This window comes from Sinomicrobium oceani (assembly GCF_900119185.1).
GTDB lineage: Bacteria > Bacteroidota > Bacteroidia > Flavobacteriales > Flavobacteriaceae > Sinomicrobium > Sinomicrobium oceani.
The window spans coordinates 71,266-95,515 of the sequence record NZ_FPJE01000012.1 but is presented as its reverse complement, the minus strand read 5'-3'; the positions used below and the strand labels follow the sequence as shown (position 1 = coordinate 95,515).

At 46.4% G+C, this 24,250-nt stretch carries 15 protein-coding genes; 5 read left to right on the top strand and 10 right to left on the bottom strand.

Annotation, left to right across the window (positions count from 1 at the left end; translation table 11 throughout):
- Nucleotides 1-217: 217 nt before the first annotated feature.
- Both pruA and BT112_RS11945 read left to right on the top strand, forming a co-directional pair.
- Nucleotides 218-1,843: an L-glutamate gamma-semialdehyde dehydrogenase gene (pruA, locus tag BT112_RS11950; RefSeq protein WP_072317613.1), complete on the top strand. Its 1,626-nt coding sequence runs from the start codon at nucleotides 218-220 to the stop codon at nucleotides 1,841-1,843.
- A gap of 209 nt (nucleotides 1,844-2,052) precedes the next feature.
- On the top strand, nucleotides 2,053-4,488 hold the full coding sequence (locus BT112_RS11945) for a TonB-dependent receptor (RefSeq protein ID WP_072317612.1): 2,436 nt from the start codon (nucleotides 2,053-2,055) through the stop codon (nucleotides 4,486-4,488).
- A gap of 154 nt (nucleotides 4,489-4,642) precedes the next feature.
- Here the strand turns inward: BT112_RS11945 and pdxR are convergent, their stop codons facing one another.
- Nucleotides 4,643-6,151, bottom strand: a complete 1,509-nt coding sequence (pdxR, locus tag BT112_RS11940; protein WP_072317611.1) for a MocR-like pyridoxine biosynthesis transcription factor PdxR — start codon at nucleotides 6,149-6,151, stop codon at nucleotides 4,643-4,645.
- A gap of 114 nt (nucleotides 6,152-6,265) precedes the next feature.
- Between pdxR and BT112_RS11935 the strand changes: the two genes are divergently transcribed.
- The 3 genes from BT112_RS11935 to BT112_RS21865 all read left to right on the top strand — a co-directional run bounded on the left by BT112_RS11935 (nucleotide 6,266) and on the right by BT112_RS21865 (nucleotide 7,710).
- Nucleotides 6,266-6,751: an OsmC family protein gene (locus tag BT112_RS11935; protein WP_072317610.1), complete on the top strand. Its 486-nt coding sequence runs from the start codon at nucleotides 6,266-6,268 to the stop codon at nucleotides 6,749-6,751.
- Between the two features lie 102 nt (nucleotides 6,752-6,853).
- A complete protein-coding gene (locus BT112_RS11930; RefSeq protein ID WP_072317609.1) occupies nucleotides 6,854-7,507 on the top strand; it encodes a pyridoxamine 5'-phosphate oxidase family protein in 654 nt (217 codons plus the stop codon).
- A gap of 50 nt (nucleotides 7,508-7,557) precedes the next feature.
- Nucleotides 7,558-7,710: a hypothetical protein gene (locus BT112_RS21865; RefSeq protein ID WP_175545789.1), complete on the top strand. Its 153-nt coding sequence runs from the start codon at nucleotides 7,558-7,560 to the stop codon at nucleotides 7,708-7,710.
- A 52-nt stretch (nucleotides 7,711-7,762) separates the two neighbouring features.
- Here BT112_RS21865 and BT112_RS11920 read toward each other — a convergent pair whose 3' ends face one another.
- From BT112_RS11920 to BT112_RS11880, 9 genes are all read right to left on the bottom strand, one after another.
- A complete protein-coding gene (locus BT112_RS11920; RefSeq protein ID WP_083564904.1) occupies nucleotides 7,763-9,541 on the bottom strand; it encodes a M60 family metallopeptidase in 1,779 nt (592 codons plus the stop codon).
- 55 nt (nucleotides 9,542-9,596) lie between these two features.
- Nucleotides 9,597-11,177: a discoidin domain-containing protein gene (locus BT112_RS11915; RefSeq protein ID WP_072317606.1), complete on the bottom strand. Its 1,581-nt coding sequence runs from the start codon at nucleotides 11,175-11,177 to the stop codon at nucleotides 9,597-9,599.
- A 162-nt stretch (nucleotides 11,178-11,339) separates the two neighbouring features.
- Nucleotides 11,340-12,989, bottom strand: a complete 1,650-nt coding sequence (locus BT112_RS11910; RefSeq protein WP_072317605.1) for a RagB/SusD family nutrient uptake outer membrane protein — start codon at nucleotides 12,987-12,989, stop codon at nucleotides 11,340-11,342.
- 30 nt (nucleotides 12,990-13,019) lie between these two features.
- Nucleotides 13,020-16,469 carry a TonB-dependent receptor gene (locus BT112_RS11905; RefSeq protein WP_083564903.1) on the bottom strand — a complete coding sequence of 1,150 codons (3,450 nt, stop codon included), beginning with the start codon at nucleotides 16,467-16,469 and terminating at the stop codon, nucleotides 13,020-13,022.
- Nucleotides 16,470-16,636: 167 nt separating this feature from the next.
- Nucleotides 16,637-17,797 (bottom strand): FecR family protein, encoded by a 1,161-nt coding sequence (locus BT112_RS11900; protein WP_072317604.1) that lies wholly within the window; start codon nucleotides 17,795-17,797, stop codon nucleotides 16,637-16,639.
- A gap of 157 nt (nucleotides 17,798-17,954) precedes the next feature.
- Nucleotides 17,955-18,551, bottom strand: coding sequence for an RNA polymerase sigma-70 factor (locus BT112_RS11895; protein ID WP_072317603.1), 597 nt, complete (start codon nucleotides 18,549-18,551; stop codon nucleotides 17,955-17,957).
- 345 nt (nucleotides 18,552-18,896) lie between these two features.
- On the bottom strand, nucleotides 18,897-20,339 hold the full coding sequence (locus BT112_RS11890) for an alpha-L-fucosidase (RefSeq protein WP_072317602.1): 1,443 nt from the start codon (nucleotides 20,337-20,339) through the stop codon (nucleotides 18,897-18,899).
- Between the two features lie 3 nt (nucleotides 20,340-20,342).
- Nucleotides 20,343-21,941, bottom strand: coding sequence for a beta-N-acetylhexosaminidase (locus BT112_RS11885; protein ID WP_072317601.1), 1,599 nt, complete (start codon nucleotides 21,939-21,941; stop codon nucleotides 20,343-20,345).
- A gap of 15 nt (nucleotides 21,942-21,956) precedes the next feature.
- Entirely contained in the window at nucleotides 21,957-24,086 is a 2,130-nt protein-coding gene (locus BT112_RS11880; RefSeq protein WP_217652383.1) for a glycoside hydrolase family 2 protein, read from the bottom strand.
- Nucleotides 24,087-24,250: the final 164 nt, after the last annotated feature.

Genomic DNA, 24,250 nt, shown 5'->3' with positions numbered 1-24,250 from the left:
CATTCGTCATCTTTCAAACCCTTCCCGAAATGGGGGGAACGTTTGTATTTTACGGTTTACGAAAGCCTTCACACCCCTTGTGAAATTTCTTTGTTAAATGCTCTTCTAACCCTTTGCTATTTATTACCTTTGGCTGCATATTGTCCATTTACACAATATTTCCTGCCCTGTCGGGGCGCAAAAAAGATACACTAAACGCTTAAAATTAATCTGAGAAATGGGAAAAGGTTTTTTTCACGTTCCTGTGGCGGTCAATGAACCCGTAAAGTCATACGCCCCCGGGAGCCCGGAAAGAGAAGAGGTGTTAAATCAGTATAAGACGTATTTCAACGGATCGGAAGATATCCCGCTGTATATAGGTAACGAGGAGATCCGTACCGGAAATACGAAGTCTATTACACCACCGCATGATCATCAGCATGTGGTCGGGAAATACCACCTTGCCGAAAAGTCACATATAGAAAAAGCTATAGCTACAGCATTGGAAGCCCGTACGCAATGGGCCGCACTTACCTGGGAACAACGCGCTGCCGTTTTCCTTCGTGCCGCAGACCTTATCGCGGGACCGTACAGGGCAAAGATGAACGCTGCTACGATGATAGCACAATCCAAAAACATACACCAGGCCGAAATAGACTCCGCTTGTGAGATCGTAGACTTCCTGAGGTTTAATGTCGAATACATGACCCAGATATACAACGATCAGCCCGAATCTTCCGAAGGGGTATGGAACCGTGTGGAATATCGTCCGCTCGAAGGATTCGTCTATGCCATAACGCCGTTCAACTTTACCGCCATTGCCGGTAACCTTCCTGCAAGTGCTGCCATGATGGGTAATGTTGTGGTTTGGAAACCCAGTGACAGTCAGATATTCTCTGCCAAGGTTATCGTCGATGTTTTCAGGGAAGCCGGCGTACCTGACGGCGTTATCAATGTCGTGTACGGTGATCCGGCCATGATTACGGATACGGTACTGGCAAGCCCCGATTTTACAGGGATACACTTCACCGGGTCGACCAATGTATTTAAGAATATCTGGGCCAAGATAGGAGCTAATATTCACACGTATAAAACCTATCCGAGGATCGTCGGGGAAACAGGCGGAAAAGATTTTATCATCGCTCATCCCGATTCCAGGCCCAAACAGGTGGCTACGGCGATCTCCCGGGGTGCTTTTGAGTTCCAGGGACAAAAATGTAGTGCGGCCTCGAGAGTATATCTGCCCGAATCTATTGCGCAGGAAGTACTCGATTTTGTAAAAGCAGATGTAGAATCCTTTAAAATGGGTTCACCGGAAGACATGAATAACTTCATCAACGCAGTGATCCACGAAGGTTCGTTTGATAAACTGGCCAGCTATATCGATCAGGCTAAAGCCGACAGTGATGCAGAAGTGATCATCGGTGGAGATTACGACAAATCCAAGGGGTATTTTATAAAACCCACCGTTATCCTCACCACCAATCCGAAATACAAAACCATGACTACAGAGCTCTTTGGCCCCGTGGTTACCGTTTATGTCTATAAAGACGAGGACTGGAAGGAAACCCTGCAACTGGTAGACAACACTTCGGAATACGGACTAACAGGTGCGGTATTCTCCCGAGACCGTTATGCCATAGACGAGGCTACCAAAGCATTGCAGAACAGTGCAGGTAACTTCTATATCAACGACAAACCTACCGGTGCTGTCGTAGGACAACAACCCTTCGGGGGTGCACGGGCTTCCGGAACCAATGATAAGGCCGGTTCCATGCTCAACCTGCTGCGATGGGCATCCCCGAGACTTATCAAGGAAACTTTTGTCTCTCCGGAAGACTATCGTTACCCTTTCCTGGGATAATTCCCGGTTCAGGTTATACGAAATATAAAGGACCGCCGCCGCGTTTAAACGCGGCGGTTATTTTTTGCGTTATCTCCAATAAAACAAAGGGTTTACAGCCTTAAGTGTTAAATTTTACATTTAACAAACATTTAACCAAATGCCCTTAAACCTTGACCTACTTTTACGATCTAACTAAAAAAACCTTAAAAAAGTAACTCACCCAAGTAATGAAAAAATTCTTATTATTACTGAGTATTTTCCTTTTGCAATACTCTTTTGCCCAAAATTCGGTCACACTCACGGGGACGGTCGTCGATGAAGAAACACAGGAACCCCTGGAATTTGCCACTCTGGTTCTCAAAAGCCTTGACGATCCTGATATTGTTACCGGAGGGATGACCGATTTGGATGGAAAATTCAATGTAACAGTAAGCCCCGGAAACTATGACATCAGTGTAGAATTCATTTCTTACCGCCCCTTCACACTAAAAAATCAATCCATCACCAAATCCAGGGATTTCGGTGTTATCCCGCTTTCTCTCGATATCGCGCAACTCGATGAAGTAGAAGTCGTAGGCCAGCGAACCACGGTAGAATTACGACTGGATAAAAAAATATACAATGTCGGACAGGACCTCACCACACGCGGTGGTACCGTATCGGATGTTCTCGATAATGTGCCCTCGGTCTCTGTCGATGCAGAAGGGAACGTCAGCCTGCGCGGAAACGATGACGTTCGTATTCTTATCAACGGGAGGCCTTCCAGTATGGTAGGGCAAAGTGCTACCCAGGTATTACAGCAATTACCCTCGGATGCCATTGAAAAAGTAGAAGTCATTACCAGCCCTTCCGCCAGATATGATGCCCAGGGAACAGGTGGAATTCTGAATATTATCCTTAAAAAAGGAAAGCTGAGCGGTTTTAACGGATCTTTTGTGGCCAATACCGGTACCCCGGATAATCACGGGATCTCTGCCAACCTGAACTATCGTACCGGGAAGTTCAATTTCTTTACGACAACAGGATATAACTACAGGGATTCTCCGGGGAATTCCTTCGACAGGACACAATATCTTTCGGATACTATTCCGAACAGGTTTCTCAACGAAACCCGGGAACGCAACAGGAAACGGAATTCCTTCAACTCCAACTTCGGTATCGAATATGATATCGATGATAAAAACTCTATCGTAGGTTCGGTATTTTTCCGCAATAACGACGGTGATAATACTACCCGGAACTATACGGACAAGTTCAATGCAGACCGCGAACTCACCAGCCACGTTTTCCGTAACACTTCGGAGGACGAACTGGACAAGACCATAGAATTCAACCTCAACTACATCCATAAATTCAACGAGGACGGGCATGAACTCTCGGTAATGTTACAGCACAGTGACAACAAGGAAGACGAGCGTTCCCTGATCAGGGAACATACCACGATGCCCGTCGACTCCACGGTTTTCGAAAGACTGAGCACTCTCGAAGACCAGCGGAATATACTGTTGCAGGCCGATTATGTTTATCCCATAGGAGAAAATACCCAGTTCGAAGCCGGGTACCGTGGTGAACTTATGGACATGTCCAACGATTACCGGGTTGAAAACCAGGATGCCAACGGCGACTTTTTTCTCAACCAGGATCTGACCAACCTGTTTGACTACACCCAGGATGTCCATGCCTTTTACGTACAATACGGCACCAAGTTCTTCGGCAAAATGAATGTCTTACTCGGGCTTCGTACGGAGATCACCGATATTTCCGTGGCCGTGGAAGGCTACGACCTCGATGCCAAAAAGAACTATAGCAAACTGTTCCCTACCGTCAATTTAGGATATGAAGTCGGCGAGAACGAAACCGTAACACTCGGCTATAACCGCCGTATCAGACGTCCGTGGTCGCGTTTTCTCAACCCTTTCCCTTCCAGGGAGAGCAAGACCAACTTTTTTGAGGGGAATCCCGATCTCGATCCCAGCTATTCCGATGTTTTCGACATAGGTTATCTCAAGCAATGGCAGCATGTTACTTTCAACACTTCCGTGTATTATCAGCATGCTACCGATGTATTCCAGTTTATCAGTGAAGCCACCGGTGAGCTGACCAATGAAGGCGACCCTATACTGCGACGTACGCCCATCAACCTGGCGACTGACAGCCGCTACGGCTTGGAATTTGCCGTCATGTATTCGCCTTTCCGTTGGTGGAGACTGAATACCGACCTCAATATCTTCCGTTCCGAACTCAGAGGTAGTTATAATGATCAGAGCTTTGATGCGGACAATACCAGCTGGTTTACACGGCTCAACTCCAAGGTAAATCTCCCGTGGAAAGTCGATTTTCAGACAGTATTGTTTTACCGTGGCCCTTCCCGGAACTCACAGAACGAAAACCAGGGAATGTTTTCTACCAACCTGGCATTCAGCAAGGATATTCTCAAGGATAAAGGAACGGTTTCACTTAACGTAAGTGATCTTTTCAACTCGCGAAAAATGCGCACGGATACCACCACCGAGACCTTCCTCAGGGAAAGTGAAAACCAATGGAGAGAGCGACAGTTTACGCTGTCTTTCACCTATCGCTTCAATCAGCCCAACAAAAAGGAACGCGAAAGAGGCCAGCGAGGCGGTAACGGCGATGATGACATGGGAGGATTCGAAGGTTAAAGTTCCCTTCATTCCAACCGGAAAAAATGATATATAAAAAAAACCGTCTGATATTATTCAGGCGGTTTTTTTATGGAAACCGTTTTCCATATTTACTTTTTGAGGATAAAAAAGCAAGAAAGAATTAAAAAATCTGAGGTCCATATCCCAGGAATCAGAGCGCCTTTTCGCCTATACTCTTCATGGTTTTCTCAAGGCGCCCGATGGCTTCCCGGATCTCATCCGTATTCAGGGAAGCGAATCCCATACGTGTGCCGGGGTAAGGAGGTTCGACAGGATCGTTTTCATCTCCGCAGGAGCCCCCGATCCGCAAGCCGTTCTTCAGGGCTTCTTCTTTTATTTCATCCCATGAATAATTACCGCGCAACCGTACCCATACGGCCATCCCCCCTTCCGGAGTCTGAAAATCGAAATAACAGTGCAGTTTTTTCCGGAGCAGGGAACAAAAGAGGTTCCGGCGTTCGTGGTACATTTTCAGGGCTTTCTTACTATGCCGCTGTATCTCTCCGTCACGGAACATATGGGCAAGTGTGAGTTCCAGTAACGGATCGCCCTGTCTGTCGATCACCCTTCGTAACCGTGAAGCTTCGTCTGTAAAATCCTGCGGCGCCACCATATATCCCACACGTATGGCCGGGGCCACGATCTTGCACAAAGCTCCTATATAAATAACATTTCCCCCCGTATCACTGCTGGCCAGGGGCAAAATAGGAGCATTGCTGTAGTGAAAATCATAATCGTAATCGTCTTCTACAATAGCAAAACCGTATTTCTTTGACAGTTCCAGCAGGTGCATTCTCCGGTTTGCAGAAAGTGTAACCGTGGTAGGATGGTGGTGATGAGAAGTGACATATACACCACTGATCTTTCTGCTCCTGCATATTTTCTCTACATCGTCCGTAACGATACCACACTCGTCTACGCGGATACGCTCCAGTTTCCCTCCCGCTTCTGTAAACACCTTATTGGCCGACCTGTAATTGGTCTCCCCAACCACCATGATACCGCCTTCTCCAAGAAGCAACCTCGCCGACAGGTAGATCCCCATCTGGCTTCCCCTGGTTATCAGTATATTCTCCGGAGTGGTATGCAACCCTCTTGTATCATTGAGGTAAGCGGCCAAAGCTTCCCGGAGTTCCCTGTTGCCGTAAACCGAACCATAAGACAAATGTTTCCGGTTATAGGATTTTCGCGCAACATTCCGGTATGCTCTGGCAATCTCCTCAATAGGGGCAATCCGGTTGTCCGGGACACCATCGTCAAATACGATGAGCCCTTCCTCCGGAAACCTGGCATCGGTGCTGTCCAGGTGTTTTCGATGTACGAAGGAGAAGCCGGAAGTCTGCTGTATTTTGAGCGTATCCTCCCCCCATTTTTCCCCGGGTATAGGACGTTTTTCCACAATGGGAAGTAAGCTGTTTACGAATGTTCCCCTGGCCGGTGAGGCTTCCGTCCATCCCTGGGTGACCAGTTCGTCATAAGCCGCAATCACCGTTTTTCGGTGAATACCAAGCGTGTCCGACATCCACCGTGTTCCGGGAAGTCTGGAAGAAGGCGGTAGAACTCCACATTTGATCAGTTGTATCAACTGGTTACACAACTGGATGTACAAGGGAGTACAGGATTTTTTATCTAATCGGATAATCGTTTTGTAAGGAATCATAACCGGACTACTTTATATATCAAAACCGGACCACTAAAACACCCCATAAAACTACTACTTTTGAATAAACAAATCAAAATTTTCGGGTTAAACATCTATCGACAATATAAAAAGATGAGTAAAACACATGAATATCAAACCCTTGTAGAATGGACAGGAAATGAGGGGTCCGGTACCACCGATTATCGTTCCTATAACCGTAATCACAGGATTATATGCGAGGGCAAAGCAGCTATTAGCGGTTCTTCCGATCCTGCATTCCGCGGAGATGCATCGCGTCATAACCCGGAAGAACTTCTCGTAGCCTCCATAGCCTCCTGCCACATGCTCTGGTTTTTACATCTGTGTTCGCAGGCCGGAGTGGTCGTTACGGCTTATGAGGACGGGGCGACAGGCTTTATGAAGGAAACGGCAGACGGTGGCGGGCACTTTACCTGTGTTACCCTACGTCCCAGGGTTACTATACGTGAAAAGTCTATGGAAGCCAAGGTGAACGACCTGCACCACCAGGCAGGTAAACTGTGTTTTATTGCCAACTCGTGTAATTTTCCCGTACGCCACGAAGCCATAACACTCATCGAAGAACATCCCTATACCTAATAGTTTTCCGGGGATACCCAGAAAACCACACCGGATAAATACGGGCAGAAAAACGGAACCGTAGCCGGTAAAGTAAAACCACAATCTTAAAACAGACATGTTATGTCCGATTACAACATCTCCGCTCTGAACAAAGTCACCCGTGGCCCGAAAAGAGCTACCTACGACCAGGAACAAATATACCGTATTCTCGACGATACTTTTTTGTGCCATATCGCCTATATCTGGCAGGGTCAGGCTCTTGTGATCCCTACGGCTTACGGACGCGACGGAGACAAACTTTACATACACGGTTCGCTGAAAAACCGGATGATGGCCTGTTTGCTCGAAGCGGAAAAAGCCTGTGTATCGGTCACCCGCCTCGACGGACTGGTACTGGCCCGTTCGGCATTTCATCATTCGGCCAATTACAGGTCGGTCAATATATTCGGGAGTGTCCGGGCCGTAGAAGATGACACGGAAAAAATGCATGCACTCCGGTATATTATCAATCATATGGTTCCGGATCACTGGGATCACGTCAGGCAGCCCAACGACAAAGAACTCCGTGCCACACGCGTTCTGGAGATAAGCATAGACACGGCCTCTGCCAAAATACGTGCAGAAGGCGTTGTCGACGATAAAGAAGACCATCTACTTCCGCTATGGGCCGGGGTCATCCCGGTAACCGAAGTTATGGAAACTCCCGTCAGTGACCCTTTACTTCCGCCGGGCATCGAAATTCCCGGATCGGTCGAAAAATATGTTAACCGGTAAACGCCTTCGGGCCGGCACCGGAATATGCTAACCTCAAAAAACAAATAACTATGTCCTCATCTGCATCATGTACCTGTTGTGACGCCGGGTACCGGGAACACCGCCGTTCCGGATCCCTGACCATAATCGCAAAAAATCTTATGGCTAATACCCGGGATAAAATTGCGATACTGCAACCGGAGTTCCTGGTTTTCAGTAAGTAAAAAAGGCCCGGGATCATCTCCGGGCCTTTACAAACATTATAGGTTAAGCATATCAATATACCGTAACTTCTGCCAATGCAGCAAATTGAAGTCCGTCGTAGGCAGATTTCATAATTACTTTAAAATACCGGAACGATCTGCTTTCCGGCAAATCTATGTTTTGGGCCATTTCGGTGTCATCCAGCACATAATCACCGATACTTTCCCAATTATTGTTGTCATTGCTTACCTGCAATTCTATATCCTTCACTTTGCGCTGTCCGTCACGCTGTGTCAGTGTAAAACCGTTTAGGGTGGTTACTTCTTTCATGTCCACTGCTATATAATGCGGGTACACTGCAGGGTTATCTCCCGACCATTGCGAATGCCAGTATGTAGCCGGATCTCCGTCTATGGCATTAGAAGCTCTACCATTTTCGCCTCCCGTTTCCTGCGAGCTGTAACCGGCAATGAGCCATCTGCTTTCCCAGTCCGGATCATCGGTGAGTTTTGTAAGATCTTCTTCAGGAGCAGGAAGGTTCAATGCCGATATCTCATCATAAACGGACGAACTGACCTTCAATCCCCATTTCCGGAAAAATTCTCCAAGATCGTTTCCGGTGATCTCACATGTTTTCAGCATAAAATAGCGCATTTTTGCTTCCGTGCTCCCCGGATCCGCCTGTTCTTCCCGTGTCTCCTTATGCAACTGCTGAAAAAAACTGTCTCCGTAGGCCAACCACAATTGCTGAAACATTCCGAGCCTTACAAACAGTCCGGCAGCACTACTGTTAAAGTCCCGTTCTTCATCGGGAAGCGCAAGATAATCTGTCACCGCATACCAGACTCCATCCCTCACCAGCCGGGAAGGAGTTACCCCCATGGCTCTTTCCGCAGCGAGGGAATAGATGTTAACCGTAACTTCTCCCAGTCCGTCCCAGGTCCAGGATCCCTGTTGGTGCATGTGTCCCAGTTCATGCCAGGGACCCCATCCATCCTGTCCGAGTCCTTCTACCGTAAGGATGTTATTGACAACATCCCTGTGATACCAGGTCCGGTACCATGTAGCAGCCATGAATGTGTCTTCCATATCGGTTTCGGTCATCAACAGACGATGTACATTTCTTTGATGTTCCGGAGCAGAACCGTCGAGACCGCTTATTGCTGCTTCCGCATCCAGTATCTGTTCTGCAATGGCAAGCAAGCTGTTCTGATCTTCATCGCGGTATTCCAAGGCCTTATCCCTTGATGCTACGATCATAGCCTTATTGCTTACCAGAAGTACATCCGGAGCTTCCGTCCAGGTATCGAGCATGGTCTGCCACTGCCCGTTGGTCGTTTCTCCGTAAACGAAATACGGCATGGGCTGATGCCCGTTCATAAATTCGATACGGACTTTTCCGGAGGCCGCACTACCTTCGCCGGCATGATATCTCACGTATATTATACCACCGTATTCGTCTCCGGTTATCGTATTGATACCTGCTGTCAATGAAACTTGTGTCGGATTCCACTTGGCTTCATACCGGGAATACGACCCGATGAGCAATACCGGTGTTCCGCTCCCGGACGCTACGGGATCGACCTTTACCACCAGTTCGGTATCCGGCGGAAGATAAAAACCTGTAGGCAAAAAATCAGAGGCCGGGTTCGATTGTCCCAATCTTGCGGCCTCTGCCGTTCCGGAAGGTGTTTCTTCAAACTCCAGGACCCCTTCGGCAGTAATCTCTTCTTCACCGGGAACCGAGGGTTCTTCCGGTTCGTTTGCGGAGGGTACGTCACAGGAAAATATGCTCCCGGCAATGACCAGGAACAATACAAACCACTTTAGTTTTTCATAAGAACATTTCATAAGTATTTGGATTAAGGGTTAATAATAGGATCCGGGCTGTAAAACAGCATTATTATCAGTGATATACGCCGATCTCTGCCAACGCAGCAAACGGTTCCCCGTCATGAGAGGATTTTGCGGTAAAACGGAAATAACGGAATTTCGTTTCCCCGGCAAGTGTTATCACCTGTTCATAAGTATCCTCCAATGAACCTTCTGCCAGGGTTTCCCAGGCCATACTATCGCTGCTTACTTCTATTTCATATGCATTGATGGCACGCCTTCCTACTCTCTGGTATATAACAAATCCCTTTGACTGAAGTTCTTCTTTCATATCTACTACGAAATAATGAGGATATCCGGGCGTATCCGTATTCCAGCGGGAATGCCAGTAGGTCTGGGGGTTTCCGTCCAGTACATGGGCAACCGCTCCGTTTTCATTTACGGTTTCCTCGGAACTAACATCAATTATCTGCCAATTTGTTTTGTCATATACATTTTGCTGTCCGATACTTATATGGATATCCGGAATATCCGATTGAAAAGCATAGCTAAAATCAGTCCAGGTATTGTTTCCGTTTTCGTGATGGAGAATAATGCTAAACGTATATTCCTCATTTCCCCTTTCCTGAAATTCGGATATGGGCATTCTCATTTGAAAGCTTTGTTCTCCGGTAGGTTCTCCTACCCATGTTATGGCCCGGTATCCCCCGGAGTCTGTGCCGACTTTATGATAATACGTAATATCAGTCACCGGAACATCACTCACATAAGATCCGGTAACGATAATATCACCATTTTCATAACCGGCACTCAATCTGTCTATATATGCATTTGTATCCGTATAAAACATTCCGTTCTCTTCAGAGAAAACCTGACAGTTATTCACTATGGCTGCACTGGATTGTGCCAGGAAAGTAGGACTGATACCAAATGTGGAATTACCTGCCCCCATAAGCGACGTACCGTAATCATCACTTTCGGATTCGCTTACCTTCGAACCGCAATGCGGAAGGTTCAGTCCATGTCCCATTTCATGATACAACCCTCCTATCCATACTGTTGCTTTCCAGCCCACATCTCCCCCCACACCGAGATTGTCATAACTCATTCCAGGATAATCGAGGGCATAAGCATCTCTGCCTATCCCGTAAAAAGGAACGCCAACTTCCATGTCTTCTCCTTCATCAAGCTTCTCGTTTACAGCACAGATAATGAGGTTATGATCACTGGTTTTTTCTTCCGGATGTTCCGAAAAATAGGCCTCTACTTCTTCTTTTACAGCAGAAGCTCCACCCTCGTAAGGGTAACTGTCAGAACTCTTTGTTCCATGGATAAGATGTATTTTTACACGCTGCATATTTTCATCCCTGAGCAACCCGAACGTTTTGGAACCATAGCCCCAGTGTTCCATCCAGTCCGCAAAAAAACGCTGCCCTTCGAGCATAATTTTACTGATCCGTTGCTCATAGTCCGCATTCACTTCCCGATCATTCGAAACAAAGTATATGACATTGAGATTATAAGGATGTTCCGAAGAAAAAACAGGTTCTTCAGGATTTCCCGAGTGTTCCGGAACAGCATCGTCCGGTACGCAGGAATAAAATAAAACCATAGCCAAGCAAGCTATTACACTGAAAATGGTGTTTGTTTTCATAATTATAATGTTTAGTGGTTAAATTTTTCACAGGTAGTATGATAAGGGAAATTCCATTCGGGGTTAAAAACCACCTCCCGTCAACTGGCAGGAGGTGGTTTCTCAACGAACTAACTCTGAACCGGCAATCCGGCCCATTCTAATCTGTTTTTACGTTTTTTATCAATATCCCGGATTCTGTTCCAGCAGGTTATCAGACAAATCGCGTTGCGATTGTGGTACGGGCATAAGATATAATTTGTCATCCCACACACGGTCCTGTGCAACAGTATTCCTCAGGTTTTTGATATCCTTCATGACCTGTGGGGCAATCTGCCATCTTCTGATATCCATATAGCGATGTCCTTCCAGGGCAAGCTCTACCCTGCGTTCATTACGGATAAATTCGCGCAATTTCTCACGGGTATTGTATAAATTACGATCCACCGGGGGCATTCCGGATCTCTGCCTGATATCATCCAAAGCATCATATATTGTAGCGTCCGGCCCACTCCATTCGTTTCTGGCCTCGGCATAGGTCAGTAAGACTTCGGCATAACGGAGGAGGATCACATTCGTATAGTTTCCGATATTTTCGCGGTATATCTTAGGGTCTACCAGCTTTCTGAAATTATACCCGGTCTGGGACATATTGGAGGCTCCCTGTATCCACTCGAAAGTAAAATCGTCTTCTATCGCATTCCAAGGTGATCCCGGAAACATAATGGTAGCATATAACCGCGGATCACGGTTTCGGAATTCTTCTCTGAACTCCGGATTATCATTATCATACCAGGTTGCTCTTTGTTCTGCAGAAGGGAGCTCCGCCGGTTCGCCGGTCTTATAACTTTCATAGCTGTTTACCAGTTCCTGTGTCGGGGTCACGGAACTCCATCCGCCGATAGAACCTGGCGGCAGATAAGTGTTTAGAAAATTATCATCGATCTGTGCTATACGCTGCCTGTCCAGGATCACTTCACTGTTTCCCTCATATTCTTCGTGAAAAAGTGCTTCGTAACTACGTAATCCCAGCCTGAAGTTGTTCCTGTCTTCTTCACCGTCAAAATCTACCCATTCGTCGTAATTGTCCTTCAAATCGCTTTCACTTTCCGAATCGATTTTGAACAACTCGTAAATTCCCAGATTCATTACCTTCTCTGCGGCACCGACAGCAGCCTCCCATTGTCCCTCGTAAAGGTGTACCCTCGCTTTAAGGGCCAGGGCAGCCCCCCTGGTAATTCTCCCCTTTTCGTCAGGTTTTCCTCCGGCATAAGTAACCGGCAGCATTTCGGAGATATCTTCCAGTTCGGTTATGATAAAATCCAGGACTTCGGCCCTCGGTGTCCGGGGAATATTTACATCTTCTATATCCAGCGTACTGGTTACTAAAGGAATATCACCGAACTTACACATCATCCTGAAATAAGAGTACGCCCGGATAAAACGGACTTCGGCTTTATACCTGTTCAGCAAATCCGGATCGGCGTTTTCCACGGCGTCCGCATTTTCCAGGAAGTAATTACAACGACGTTTATCTTCATAATTCCATCCGGCATCATCCGCCGTAATAATACTTCCGGCAGAAACCACAGTTGCTGTACTTTCCCATGGATACTGGGCATGGGCGTTATCGGAGGCTCCGTCATCGTAGATAAAACCTTCTGCCGGTAACTGGCTGTAAACACCGTTTACCGCTTTGTACAGGTCTTCTTCTGTTTTCCAGAAGGTTTCTTCCGAAACATCATCAAGGGGTGGTCTCTCCAGAAAATCATCGGAACAGGATACGGTAAGCATCAGCAGCACTGTTCCCATATATAGTATTGTCTTTTTCATTTTTTTACGCTTTATACCATTAATAAGAGGTTAAAATCTGAAATTGAATCCGAGGGAAAAGGTTTTGATCCCGGGATATCCACCTCTTCCGGAGGATAGTTCCGGATCGTAATCTGCCAGGCGTTTATCGGCCATAAAAGTGAGCGGATTATTTGACGTACCGTAAACACGAAGCATCTTCATTCCCAGTTTTTTGCTGATTTCTTCCGGAAACGTATACCCCAGGGTAATGGAACGCACCCGGAAGTATGCCCCGTTAAAGAGCCAGAACGAAGAAATGTTATTGTAGTTCTGTGTTCCGTCCTGGGATAACAGAAGTCTGGGGAAATCTGCGTCCGGATCGGGGTTTTCAGTAGTCCAGCGATTTTTCAATTCTTCTTTTACCCCTGCTCCGTTAAAGAAGGGAAAAGAGGCTTCGTTGGCCAGGTACGTTTTGACATTTCCCACACCGTAAGTAAGCACTTCCAGGCTAATGCCTTTGTACTCCGCACTCAGGTTAAAGCCATAATTAAACCAGGGAACATCATTACCTATGACTGTACGATCCTCTTCGTTGATAACCCCATCCCCGTTGATATCTCTGTATTTGATATCTCCCGGGGCCGTTGCTGCGGACTGGTAGGCATGGTTTTCCACATCGGCAGCATCACGGAACAACCCATCGGCTTTATAACCGTAAAAATCCCCGACTGATCCGCCGACCCGTTCTATCCAGTAACTGCTTATCCGCTCTTGTACTCCCTGTCCCAGGCTCAGAATCTCATTATCTATGGTAGAGAGGTTACCGCCTACGGTAAATCTAAAATGTTCCCCGATCCGGTCGGAATAATTAACGGCAAATTCAAATCCCCGGTTACGGGTTTCGGCAGCATTGACATAAGGAATTCCGCTATCCGGAAATCCGTATGTACGAAGTACGGGTAACTGTGTGAGTATACCTTCTGTTTTCTTTACATAATAATCGGTGACTATACTTACCCTGTTCCCAAACAGATTAATATCAAGACCGATATCCAGCATCTTTACCTTTTCCCAGGTTGCGGAAATGTTAGATCCGCTACTCTGCCAGGCCCCGCCCTGAGCGGTATCTTCGAAATTATAGGCATAATCCACATTGAGTACATCAAAGTAATTACCTATTCGTACGACATTCTGGTTTCCCAGTGATCCCCATGAACCACGGACCTTCAGGTAATCCAGCCAGGAAATATTATTCATGAAAGACTCCCGGGAAACGATCCAGCCTGCAGAAAAAGAAGGGAAGACCGCCCGTCTTTGATCGGGGTGAAAACGGGAAGAATAATCTATACGCGTATTAGCCTCGAGAAGATACCTGTCTGCAAACGTGTAATTCAGCCTCCCGAAAAAGGAACGCATGGCCCATTCCTCCTGGTTGCTCCTGTTAGCTTGCCCATCACTGTCCGAACTGATGTCTTCCGCATTTCCGGAACCACTGCCAACAGTCTCCATATCGTTATTCGGAAAATTCTTCCTTCCTATAAATGCCGTTCGATAAATATTGCTTTCCTGGCTTGCTCCCAATGTGATCTTCGCATAATGGTCTTCTGCGAAACGACGCTCGTAATCTACGGTTCCCTGAATAAGGAACTCCTGCCGTTTACGCCAGTATTCTGTCATTTCGTTAGGTGTTACCCTTGTAGAATTTATAGGGGCCCCGGTGAGAAAGTTATTTATAGGATCTATAGTGCTTGTAAAAGACCAGGAATTGGAATGGGTATATTTGAGGGATGTTAATCCGTTAACAGACAATCCCTCAAGGGGTGTCAGCGAGGCATTGGCTGCGAGCTGGAGATAATTATCCCTGTCCCAGCCACTTCCTCCTTCTTCCAGAATACGGAGCTGATTGCGTTGTGCCGTCTGGGCATTGACCACCCCTCCGTCTACCGATCCCCATTCCCCGTTGGACTGACGTACTACTGACGTAGGCAGCGATCTGTTGAGTTCTATCCAACTCATATTTCCACCATCGCGGTCGAAATCCTGTTTTATAAATGAAAAGTTTGTACCAACCTTCAATATATCCTCAACAATATTACTTTCGGTATTCAATTTGGCGACAATACGATCCTGCTTTTTTCCCGGAATGAGAGATTCCTGGTCAAAGTAGGTGAGTCCGAGATAGTAATTGGTGACTTTTCCCGGAGCACTAATGCTCAAACTGGCTTCTTTTTGCGGTGCGGCAGCGTGAAGAACGGTTTTGTACCAGTTCGTATCCGGGTAAAGATCGGGCTCGGAACCATCGGCAAACTTCCGGATCTGATCGGGGGTATAGAACGGATCTCTACCTGCATTTCCAAGCGCCTCATTATATAAAGCAGCATAATCGGCTGCGTTGGTGTATTGAGGTAATTTTGTCGCAGACTGCCATCCGTAACTGGTATTGAACTGTATGGTCGCTTTCTCTCCCCCACCTCTATTGGTGGTAACTACGATAACGCCATTTGCAGCACGGGAGCCGTAAAGCGCCGCCGAAGAAGCGTCTTTCAGCACGGACATATTGGCAATATCATTGGCATTCAAAGAAGCAAATTCCTGGGACGTAGCGGGAATACCGTCTATGATATACATAGGACCCGGAGACCCCAGATTGCTTCGACCCCTGATAGTTATCCCTCCGGTATTACCGCTGGTTCCGTCCGAATTTCTCCCCACGTCTCCGGGACGTTGCAATACAGTAACACCCGGTGCAATTCCCTGAAGTGCATTCTGCGTAGAAGCCACTGGCCTGTTAGCAAGTTTCTCGCTGCTTACCGACACAACTGCACCGGTAAGATTCTCCTTTTTCTGTGTACCGTAGGCCACAACAATAACCTCATCCAATTCGGATATATCTTCCTTAAGTACCACATCCATGACTGTCTCCTGCCCGACAGTAACATTCTGGGTCACGAACCCGATGTAACTGAATGATAATACCGTTCCGGATCCGGAAACCGACAGCTCGTAATTTCCGTCAAAATCGGTTGACGTACCGTTCTGTGTGCCCTTCTCTATGACAGAAACCCCGGGAAGGGCCGTCCCGTTTTCATCTTTTACCATCCCGCTCACCCGGAGCTCCTGGTTTGTTATCGAACGGTCTTCCTGCTTTTTTTCCGTTTTACCGGCCGTAAGAAATATTTGTTTCTTCACAATACGATACACCGTTCCCGTATTTACGAACACCCGGTCGAGTATCGAAGTGATGTCTTCATCAATCGCTTTAACGGATACTTTACGTTCGAGATCTACTTCCTTTGTTTTGTATACAAAATGATAGTCGCTCCGGCCTTCTACAGCATCTATGAAGTGTGCTATGGTAATATCGTTCATGTCCAGGGTAACCCTGCTTTTCTGAGAATAGGAAGTATTGGCCTGTGCTGTTGCAAGTACGATGCTCAACAGTATCGTGCTGATCCTGATCTTTGCTTTGAATTTGACATACAGCATCCTGCCCTTCCTTTCGGAAAGATTTTTTTTCATACCTTTAATCGTGTTTAAGTGTGGTTAAATTTTGATTGAATCACCTTTCTGCAAATCGGGAAATGGCCCAACATTTTCCGATTTTTATGTATTGTGAAATGGCTTCTCTGCTTGCGGACAAAGACTAACCTCCTGATACTTGTTTCATAATTTTTGAGTTTTAAATGTTAGTTTATAATGATGTGCTGACCTTCCGTTTCATAACGCACCCCGTATGTGATCCTGAAGTATTCGAGAACTTCTTCTATAGGTTCCCGTTCAAAACTGGCACTGAATTCTTCCCCGGCCAGGGTTTTATTTTTTATGGTGATCTGAACGCCATACTGCCTTTCAAGTTTCTTCATCATATTTTCAAAGGTCATATGACGAAAAACGAGTCCTCCCGCTATCCAGGATGTGTACACCGAAGTTTCCACAAGACTCACATCCGTCTCCTTATCGCTCTTGCTGAAACTTCCTTTATGCCCCGGCGTGAGTATGGTAGCCTGCTCCTCAACATATCTGCCTTCATACATTCCTACCGAACCTTCTACAAGCACCACATCAGCCAGGTTGTCTTCGGGATATGCCATAACATTAAAGCGCGTACCGAAAACCTTTACATTCACTCCCTCGGTATGTACTATAAAGGGGCGCTCCTTATCTTCCGCGACTTCAAAAAATGCTTCTCCGGTAAGTTCTACCTTTCGTTTTCCCCTTTCCGGAAAGTACTCGGGATATTTCAGAGAGGTTCCGGAATTCAGATAAACCACCGTACCATCCGAGAGTTTTACATCAAAGCGCTTTCCGTAGGGGACCCTGATCGTATTGTATACCATTTCACCGGTATTACTCTTTTTTTCGGAATATGATATCCTGTTATTCTCCTGTTGCCCCACCACTTTTCCCGATGCATTACGAACTTGCCCGGAACTTGCTGTTTCTATAACCCGGACTTTTCCGTCGCCGAGCTCCAGCGTAATTTCATTCGCAGCTTCAGGTATCGTACCGACAGGTAAAAGATAATTCTTCAGAAAAACACTGCCACAGGAAATCACGACAAGTAAAGTTGCAGCTATAACCATATATTTTCTATGCGACCTCCTTTTTGCCCGCCGCCTTTCTATCGTTCCTGCTTCTGCCAATACCTGCCGGAATATCAATTCGTTCTTCCCGGCATCCAGACGCGGAACAGCTCCGGACGTACTTGTTACAAAAGATACATCCGGAAATTCATCATGATTTCCTTCCCTTTTAAAATACGCAATCACCTCTGCTATCTCTTCGGCAGAACACTTTCCCTCTACGTATTTTTCCAGAAGTAAACGTATGTTATCAGAATCTTCCATTAAAAATGTTTTCGAACACATTTATATATAATACAGTTGTAAACTCCTTTAGTACTATTCTTTGGGGAATATTTTTTGATTTTTTTCGGAGAGCAATCTTTCCTCAAGGTGTTTAAAACTGATAATCAACACCATATAAAGATATCGGAAAGACTTTTTACGATAGCCCGAAAAGTAGGAAAACAATGATAAAAGTGACATCGCCATGAGAAAAGAGAAAATTCCGGATGGTTTCCAGGGCGCTGCTCATCTGGTTTTTCACCGTACTGACAGAGATTCCCAGCTCGTTGCTTATTTCCTCATAGCTCTTACCTTCTTTGCGGGATAATTCGAAAATTCGTCTTCTTTTCGGCGGAAGCTTGGCTATCGCCAGAAGTTCGATCTTTTTATAATATGCATCATCCATACGATTTTCTCCCTGATTGTAAACTTCCTGTCTGCCATAGAATATCTCCCTTCGCAATTTGTGGTCGTTAGCGGCCCGGTGCAGAAAATTAATGGCCAGATTCCTGGTTATCGTAAAGATATAGGATCGGAAAGAAAGTTCCGGATTGAGCGTTGCTCTGTTGAGCCAGATTTTAAGAAAGACATCCTGTACCATTTCTTCGGCATACACATCATATCTGAGAATGCTTTTACCGTATGCAAACACCTCATGGCTATACATTTCGAAAAGACGGCGAAAAGCTGCTTCACTGTGTTTTGTGAGCTCTTTCACTAATGCTACTTCCCGGTTATTTTCTTTTGCATGCATGAGTCTTACATTCTTCCGATTACTGTGATCATGTTGCTATCCCTTATATTTACAACTCATCCCTAAAGGAAAATTCTATAAATCAAAAACGGGTACGAACACATTTTTAATCATACCGATGGATAAAAAGGGCTTTCTGTTGCAGAATTCTATGTAAATAATCTTAAATAATTCTTAAAAAGCATGGCTAATATATGATTTTTTTCGTATATAGAAAATATTTTTCCATTTCTATCTCCTTATTTCCCATAAAATTATATAAAATCAAAAACCCGTTTAATTCCTTTTTTTAAGGAAAAAAACGGGTTTTGCCACCTGTCAGGTTCGTCGACCGGATTATACGAATCAGGTCTTTGCCTTCTGATAATGTCCTTCATCCGAAGCGGAACCTGTAGTTTCCATAACAATGACAAAGGGCTTATCTGATGGGGTATCCGGTTGGTAATGTATAAAATACTCATTCCGGTGTATTTCTTCGATAGCGATATCCGCATCGGGGTTTTCCAGTAAATACACGGTCTCCAATTTGGTTTTGGACGGTGTTTTTACACGGAGGGCCCCGGAAACAGGGGTATTAAAAACGACCATATACTTTTTACCTGTTTTCCGGTTTACGGTATAATACCCCCAATCCTGCTTTTTCCAGTCCAGGTATCCGCAACCGTAAATAACCTCGTGGTTTTTATCCATCCATGCGCCCATTTCTGCAGCAAGGCGTGTTTCTTCCGGCCGGATGTTTCCTTGGCCATCCGGTCCGAAGTTGAGCACGAAATTACCGTCGAGGGCAACGGCCTTCACCAGCATTTCTATCAATTCGTTTCCGGTTTTTACATGGCCTTTCCAATCGGAATGATATCCCCACTGGTTTTCGGGAATCGTCATCACACAGTCCCAGTCATTACCATGAGTATCTGCTATGGTTTCCGGCATTTTCCGTTCCCATCCCTGTTCGTAATCGCCCATCATATCACCATTCGTATCGAAATGACGATTGCCGTTTTCATCGGCCCGGAAGCGGCTTCCGATAATCAGTCCGGGGACCATATCCCGTAATTCTCTTCCCAATTCGTCTGCAAAAGCGGCCTGTTCTATCCAGGCCTTATCCCAGCTTCCGTCAAACCACAACCCTTTGGTAGAAGGGTAGCGCTCAAGCAATTCCACGAGCTGATTGCGGGTAAACGTTTTGAACGTTTCGTACTCCTTGCGATCGGCATCATCTTTAAGACTGCTACGGTATCCGGGATGGTTCCAGTCTATGATGGAGAAATAGAGATATACATCGATCCCCCTGGCATCATAGGCCTCTACGAGCTGTCCTATAATGTCTTTCCCATAAGGACTTTTGGCGATGGTATAATCGGTATATTTACTGGGCCACAGACAAAAGCCGTCATGGTGTTTTGTGGTGATGATCACGTACTTTGCCCCCATATCCTTTGCCTGATCCGCCCATTTCCCGGCATCAAATGCCTTGGGATCGAACTGCTTGTAAAGGTTGTCGTAGGCATCCTTGGGCATTTCCTTCCAGGAGCGTATCCACTCGGCAGCACCGGGATAGTATTTTCCGTCCCAATGGCCACCCGGGATGGCATACACCCCCCAGTGGATAAACTGCCCCAATCCGTAATTTCTCCAGGTTTCCATAAACGTATCCGAACGTTTACCGAGTCGATGTGCCCCGTGTTCCAGGGCTACGGAATTTCTTTTTTCGGGTGATGTCTGTGCCGTCGTAAATGTCGAATGCGTCAGGAACGCAGTCAACAATGCTATTAATGTTGTTCTTTTCATGTTTTAGTTTTTCTTTTTAGGATAAACCGGTTCCGGGGTTTCCCCGGGATTTTCCGGGTTGTAATAATATAATCCTGCTTGTTGGTACCATCTGAAGTGGCTATTCAATCGGTTCGTGAAGTCTTTAAAATTTTTGCGGTCACGCGTCCAGGCCGATTCGGAGAGGGCTGCCATTCTCGGAAACAACAGATAATCCACCCGTTCCGTTGCGGTCACGGTTTCTGTCCAGAGATTGGCCTGTACCCCGAGTACCTTACTGGCATCGGCGCCCTTTGCCAGGTCCCGTACCGAAAACGAATAGACATCGTACAGTGCATTGTACTTTCCGTTCCATGTTCTTCCGGACCGGTGTGTACTGTCCTGGACAAAATCGAAATAATAGGGTAATCGCGGACAGATCACGGTCCGGTAACCTTTTTCCAGGGCTTTGTATAACTGCTCCGGCTTATCGTGCCGCCACCAGAAAATAATGGTTTTATCCACAGAAAGTTCTGTTTCGGCGAGTTCGTCCCAGGCCGCTATGCGGGCTCCCATGGCCAGAACAGTATCGGCCATGCGGCGCATAAAACCGAGCTCTACCTGTTTTACATCTTTCCAGCCATTTTCCTGCATCTTCTTTAAAACTCCCTTATCATTCAACCACTTATCGTTACCGAAGCTTACCTCATCGCCACCGAGGTGCAATATTCCGGAAGGGAAAAGTGCCCGGGTCTCCCGTAATATGTCCCCCAGGTATGTATAGGTTTCTTCTTTTCCGGGGTTAAAGGTAAATTCGGGATGTTTCTCACTGCCTCCACCGCTGTATTCGGGGTAGGCCCTGTTCGCTGCCGTGGCATGTCCCGGCATATCTATTTCGGGGATCACGGTAATATTCCTGGAAGCAGCATAGTTTACGATCTGCAGGATATCCCGCTGTGAATAATACCGTGCGGGTTTGTCCGGGTCGTTATAATCGCCCTGTCCGCCGATCTCAGCCAGCCTCGGGTACTTTTTGATTTCGAGGCGCCAGGCCGGTTCGTCCGTAAGGTGAAGGTGCAGATGATTGAGCTTATAAAATGCCATCCAGTCGATAAGCGACAGAAGCTTTGGCTTCGGGATAAAGTAACGGGAAACATCGAGCATAAGTCCTCTCCACGAATATGCAGGGCTGTCGCTGATATTCCAGGCTTCAACAGCTATACGCTCTCCGTCGGTCTGCGAATTTAAAGCCAGGTGCAATAAACTTACGGTACCGTTAAACATACCTGCAAGGGTCTTTGCCCTTACCGATATACCTTCCGTAGTTACCTGCAATGTATAGGATTCATCAGGCGCCAAAGGATCACCCTCCTCCAGTTCGAATGTTATAACCGGGGTTTTCCCGGTTATTTTCTCCACAGCCAGCGGAATTCCGGTTTTCTCCAGGAGTGCTGCCTTAAAATAAGCGACTGTTTCCCGGATGAGTCCGGAATTGAATCTAACCGGTGTCTTTCTGCCCAGAACAAAAGTTCCGGTTCCCGGTTCGGCCTCAAGAGGAAGTGGTATCACCGGACAGGAGGTCTGCGCGGGTAAACCTGAAAGGCACCAAAGGTTGAGGATCATAAATAGTGCGGCATGCTTCATGTGATACGTCTTTTACTATTCCAAATTCCACTCCATACGGTCCCCGAGGCGTTTCCCCCCTGCATTGCCGTATGCTTCTATGCTATTGTTACCTTTTTGCAATTCTATGTCAAATACATGGTGCTTTGTATTAACGCCTTCCCTGCCATGTACTTTTTTGCCGTTCACAGTCAGTACAATATCGCCGAGATTGGAGAATACCTGAACACGGGTATGGGCTTCGGTACGTTTATCATCTCTCCTGTTCGCCAGATAGATCATGGGTTCCGGATTCCAGTTGGCCTTATACCAGTAAAAAGCGTCCTTTTTCCTTTTTCTGTCAAACGTTATGAGTCCTTTGAGGTTCCGGGCATTTACTCCTCCCCTGTTCCACATAGGAACGGCAAATTCGAACATATTCCACAGGTAAGATGCCGTGATGTACGGATGCTTTTCGATAATGGCCCATTGTTGTATGTGCGTTTCTGTCTGGTAATTCTCCGGGAAGAACGTGCCGCTTACCGGGTTCCGGTTTTCCGGTAATTTTTCGGCCCCCTGGTCCATATTGCCATCGGCACCGTATTCGGCCAGTACGACTTTATAGGCCGGATATTCTTCTTCGAGCCTGCTTACCCAATCTTCCAGGTCTCCTATTTTTCCTTCGTACCAGCCGTAATAGCGATTCATTCCCTGTACGTCACCCGCCAGGTTTGCCGGTTTGTCCATATCCCCGTATCCGCTTACCGCTCCCGTAAGCCTGTCCGGATCATTGGTTTTGGCAATATCATTGAGTTCACGGGTTAGTACTGCAACATAATCGTCCGGGTTTTTGGCATACACCTCATTGTGCATCCCCCATATATATATGGAAGGATGATTGAAATTTTGCCGGATCAGTTCGGTAAACTGCTGTTTGGCATTGGCGGCTTCTTCCCCGCTGTAATTATTGACAAAGGGAATTTCGGCCCAGATCAGGAAGCCCATTTGATCAGCCAGTGCATATATGTTATCGGATTGCTGGTAATGAGCCAGGCGGATCGTGGTAGCCCCCATGTCACGGATGAGTTCCATATCTTCCTTTTCCTGTTCGGGGGAAAGCGCATTGCCGTATTGCCAGCGGTCCTGGTGGCGGGTTACCCCGTGCATCGGATATTTTTTGCCATTGAGGAACATCCCTTCACCGCCCTTAAGCTCGAACTTCCGGATTCCAAGGGACTGGGTTACGGCATCAGTTTCTTTACCTCCCCTTTTTACGGAAGTGGTTAGTGAATACAGATAAGGATCGTAAACACCCTGCCACAGATGCGGGGTACGTACCGTAAGATGCTGCCCGGCCATGGTCATGCCCTGAGGGGCTACGGTAACTTCGTTCTCTTCCTTCGCTACCTGTTTGCCATCGGCATCGCGGATAACAGTTTGCAGCACAACTTTCTCTGCTGCTTCCCGGTTGTTTTCCAGCTTAACCTTTACGGTAATGTCCGCCTTTTTACGGGATACATCCTGTTGTGTGATATAGATACCGGAAGCGGCATGATCGGTGACCGCAATATTGATATTATCGGTAATAATCAGGCTTACAGGACGATAAATTCCGCCATAGATAGGGAAAAGAAAATGATTTATAGGGAGAACATCCGGCCTTGCTTCATTATTTACCTTAACTTCGATACTATTGTCTATGCCATAATCGACACTATGCGTAATCTCGAAAGCGAATGCCGAATAGCTTCCCTCATGACTGCCCATATATCTCCCGTTGACATAGAGCGAAGCTACCGACCCTACACCTTCGAAGCGGAGAAAAAGCCGCTTCCCTCTCCAGGTTTCTTTAACGTGTAGTTTTTTGCGGTAAAAACCATCCCCGGTGTAAAAGTTCTTTCCGAGTTGCATATCTTCTTTATTGTAGGAATGGGGAATATCCACATCTTCCCATTCACGGTCTATAAAGCTGATACTTTGATCATAATCTTTCTCGCCCTTCTTGAACTCCCATGCCTTATTGATATTGATAACCTCCCGCTGCTGTGCGAATCCGCAGGATATGCACATGAGCCAAAGCCCCATAAAGATCATACGCTTCGAAAGGATTTTTTTTTGACATACGGCAACGGACCGAAAAACGCTTTCTGTCAACTTCTCTGCTGTCCAATACTGTTTTATTTTCATGTTAACGGTTAAATTTAGTCAGGTTATTTCTGCAATATATAAAGTAATTTTCAAAATGGGTTCGAACACAAAAGTATTTATGTTTACATAAGGCTCCCCTCCCGGATCAAAAGGAGGAGAGCCATGGAAATAAACTAACTAACTCAAAATCTTATAGGATCCGA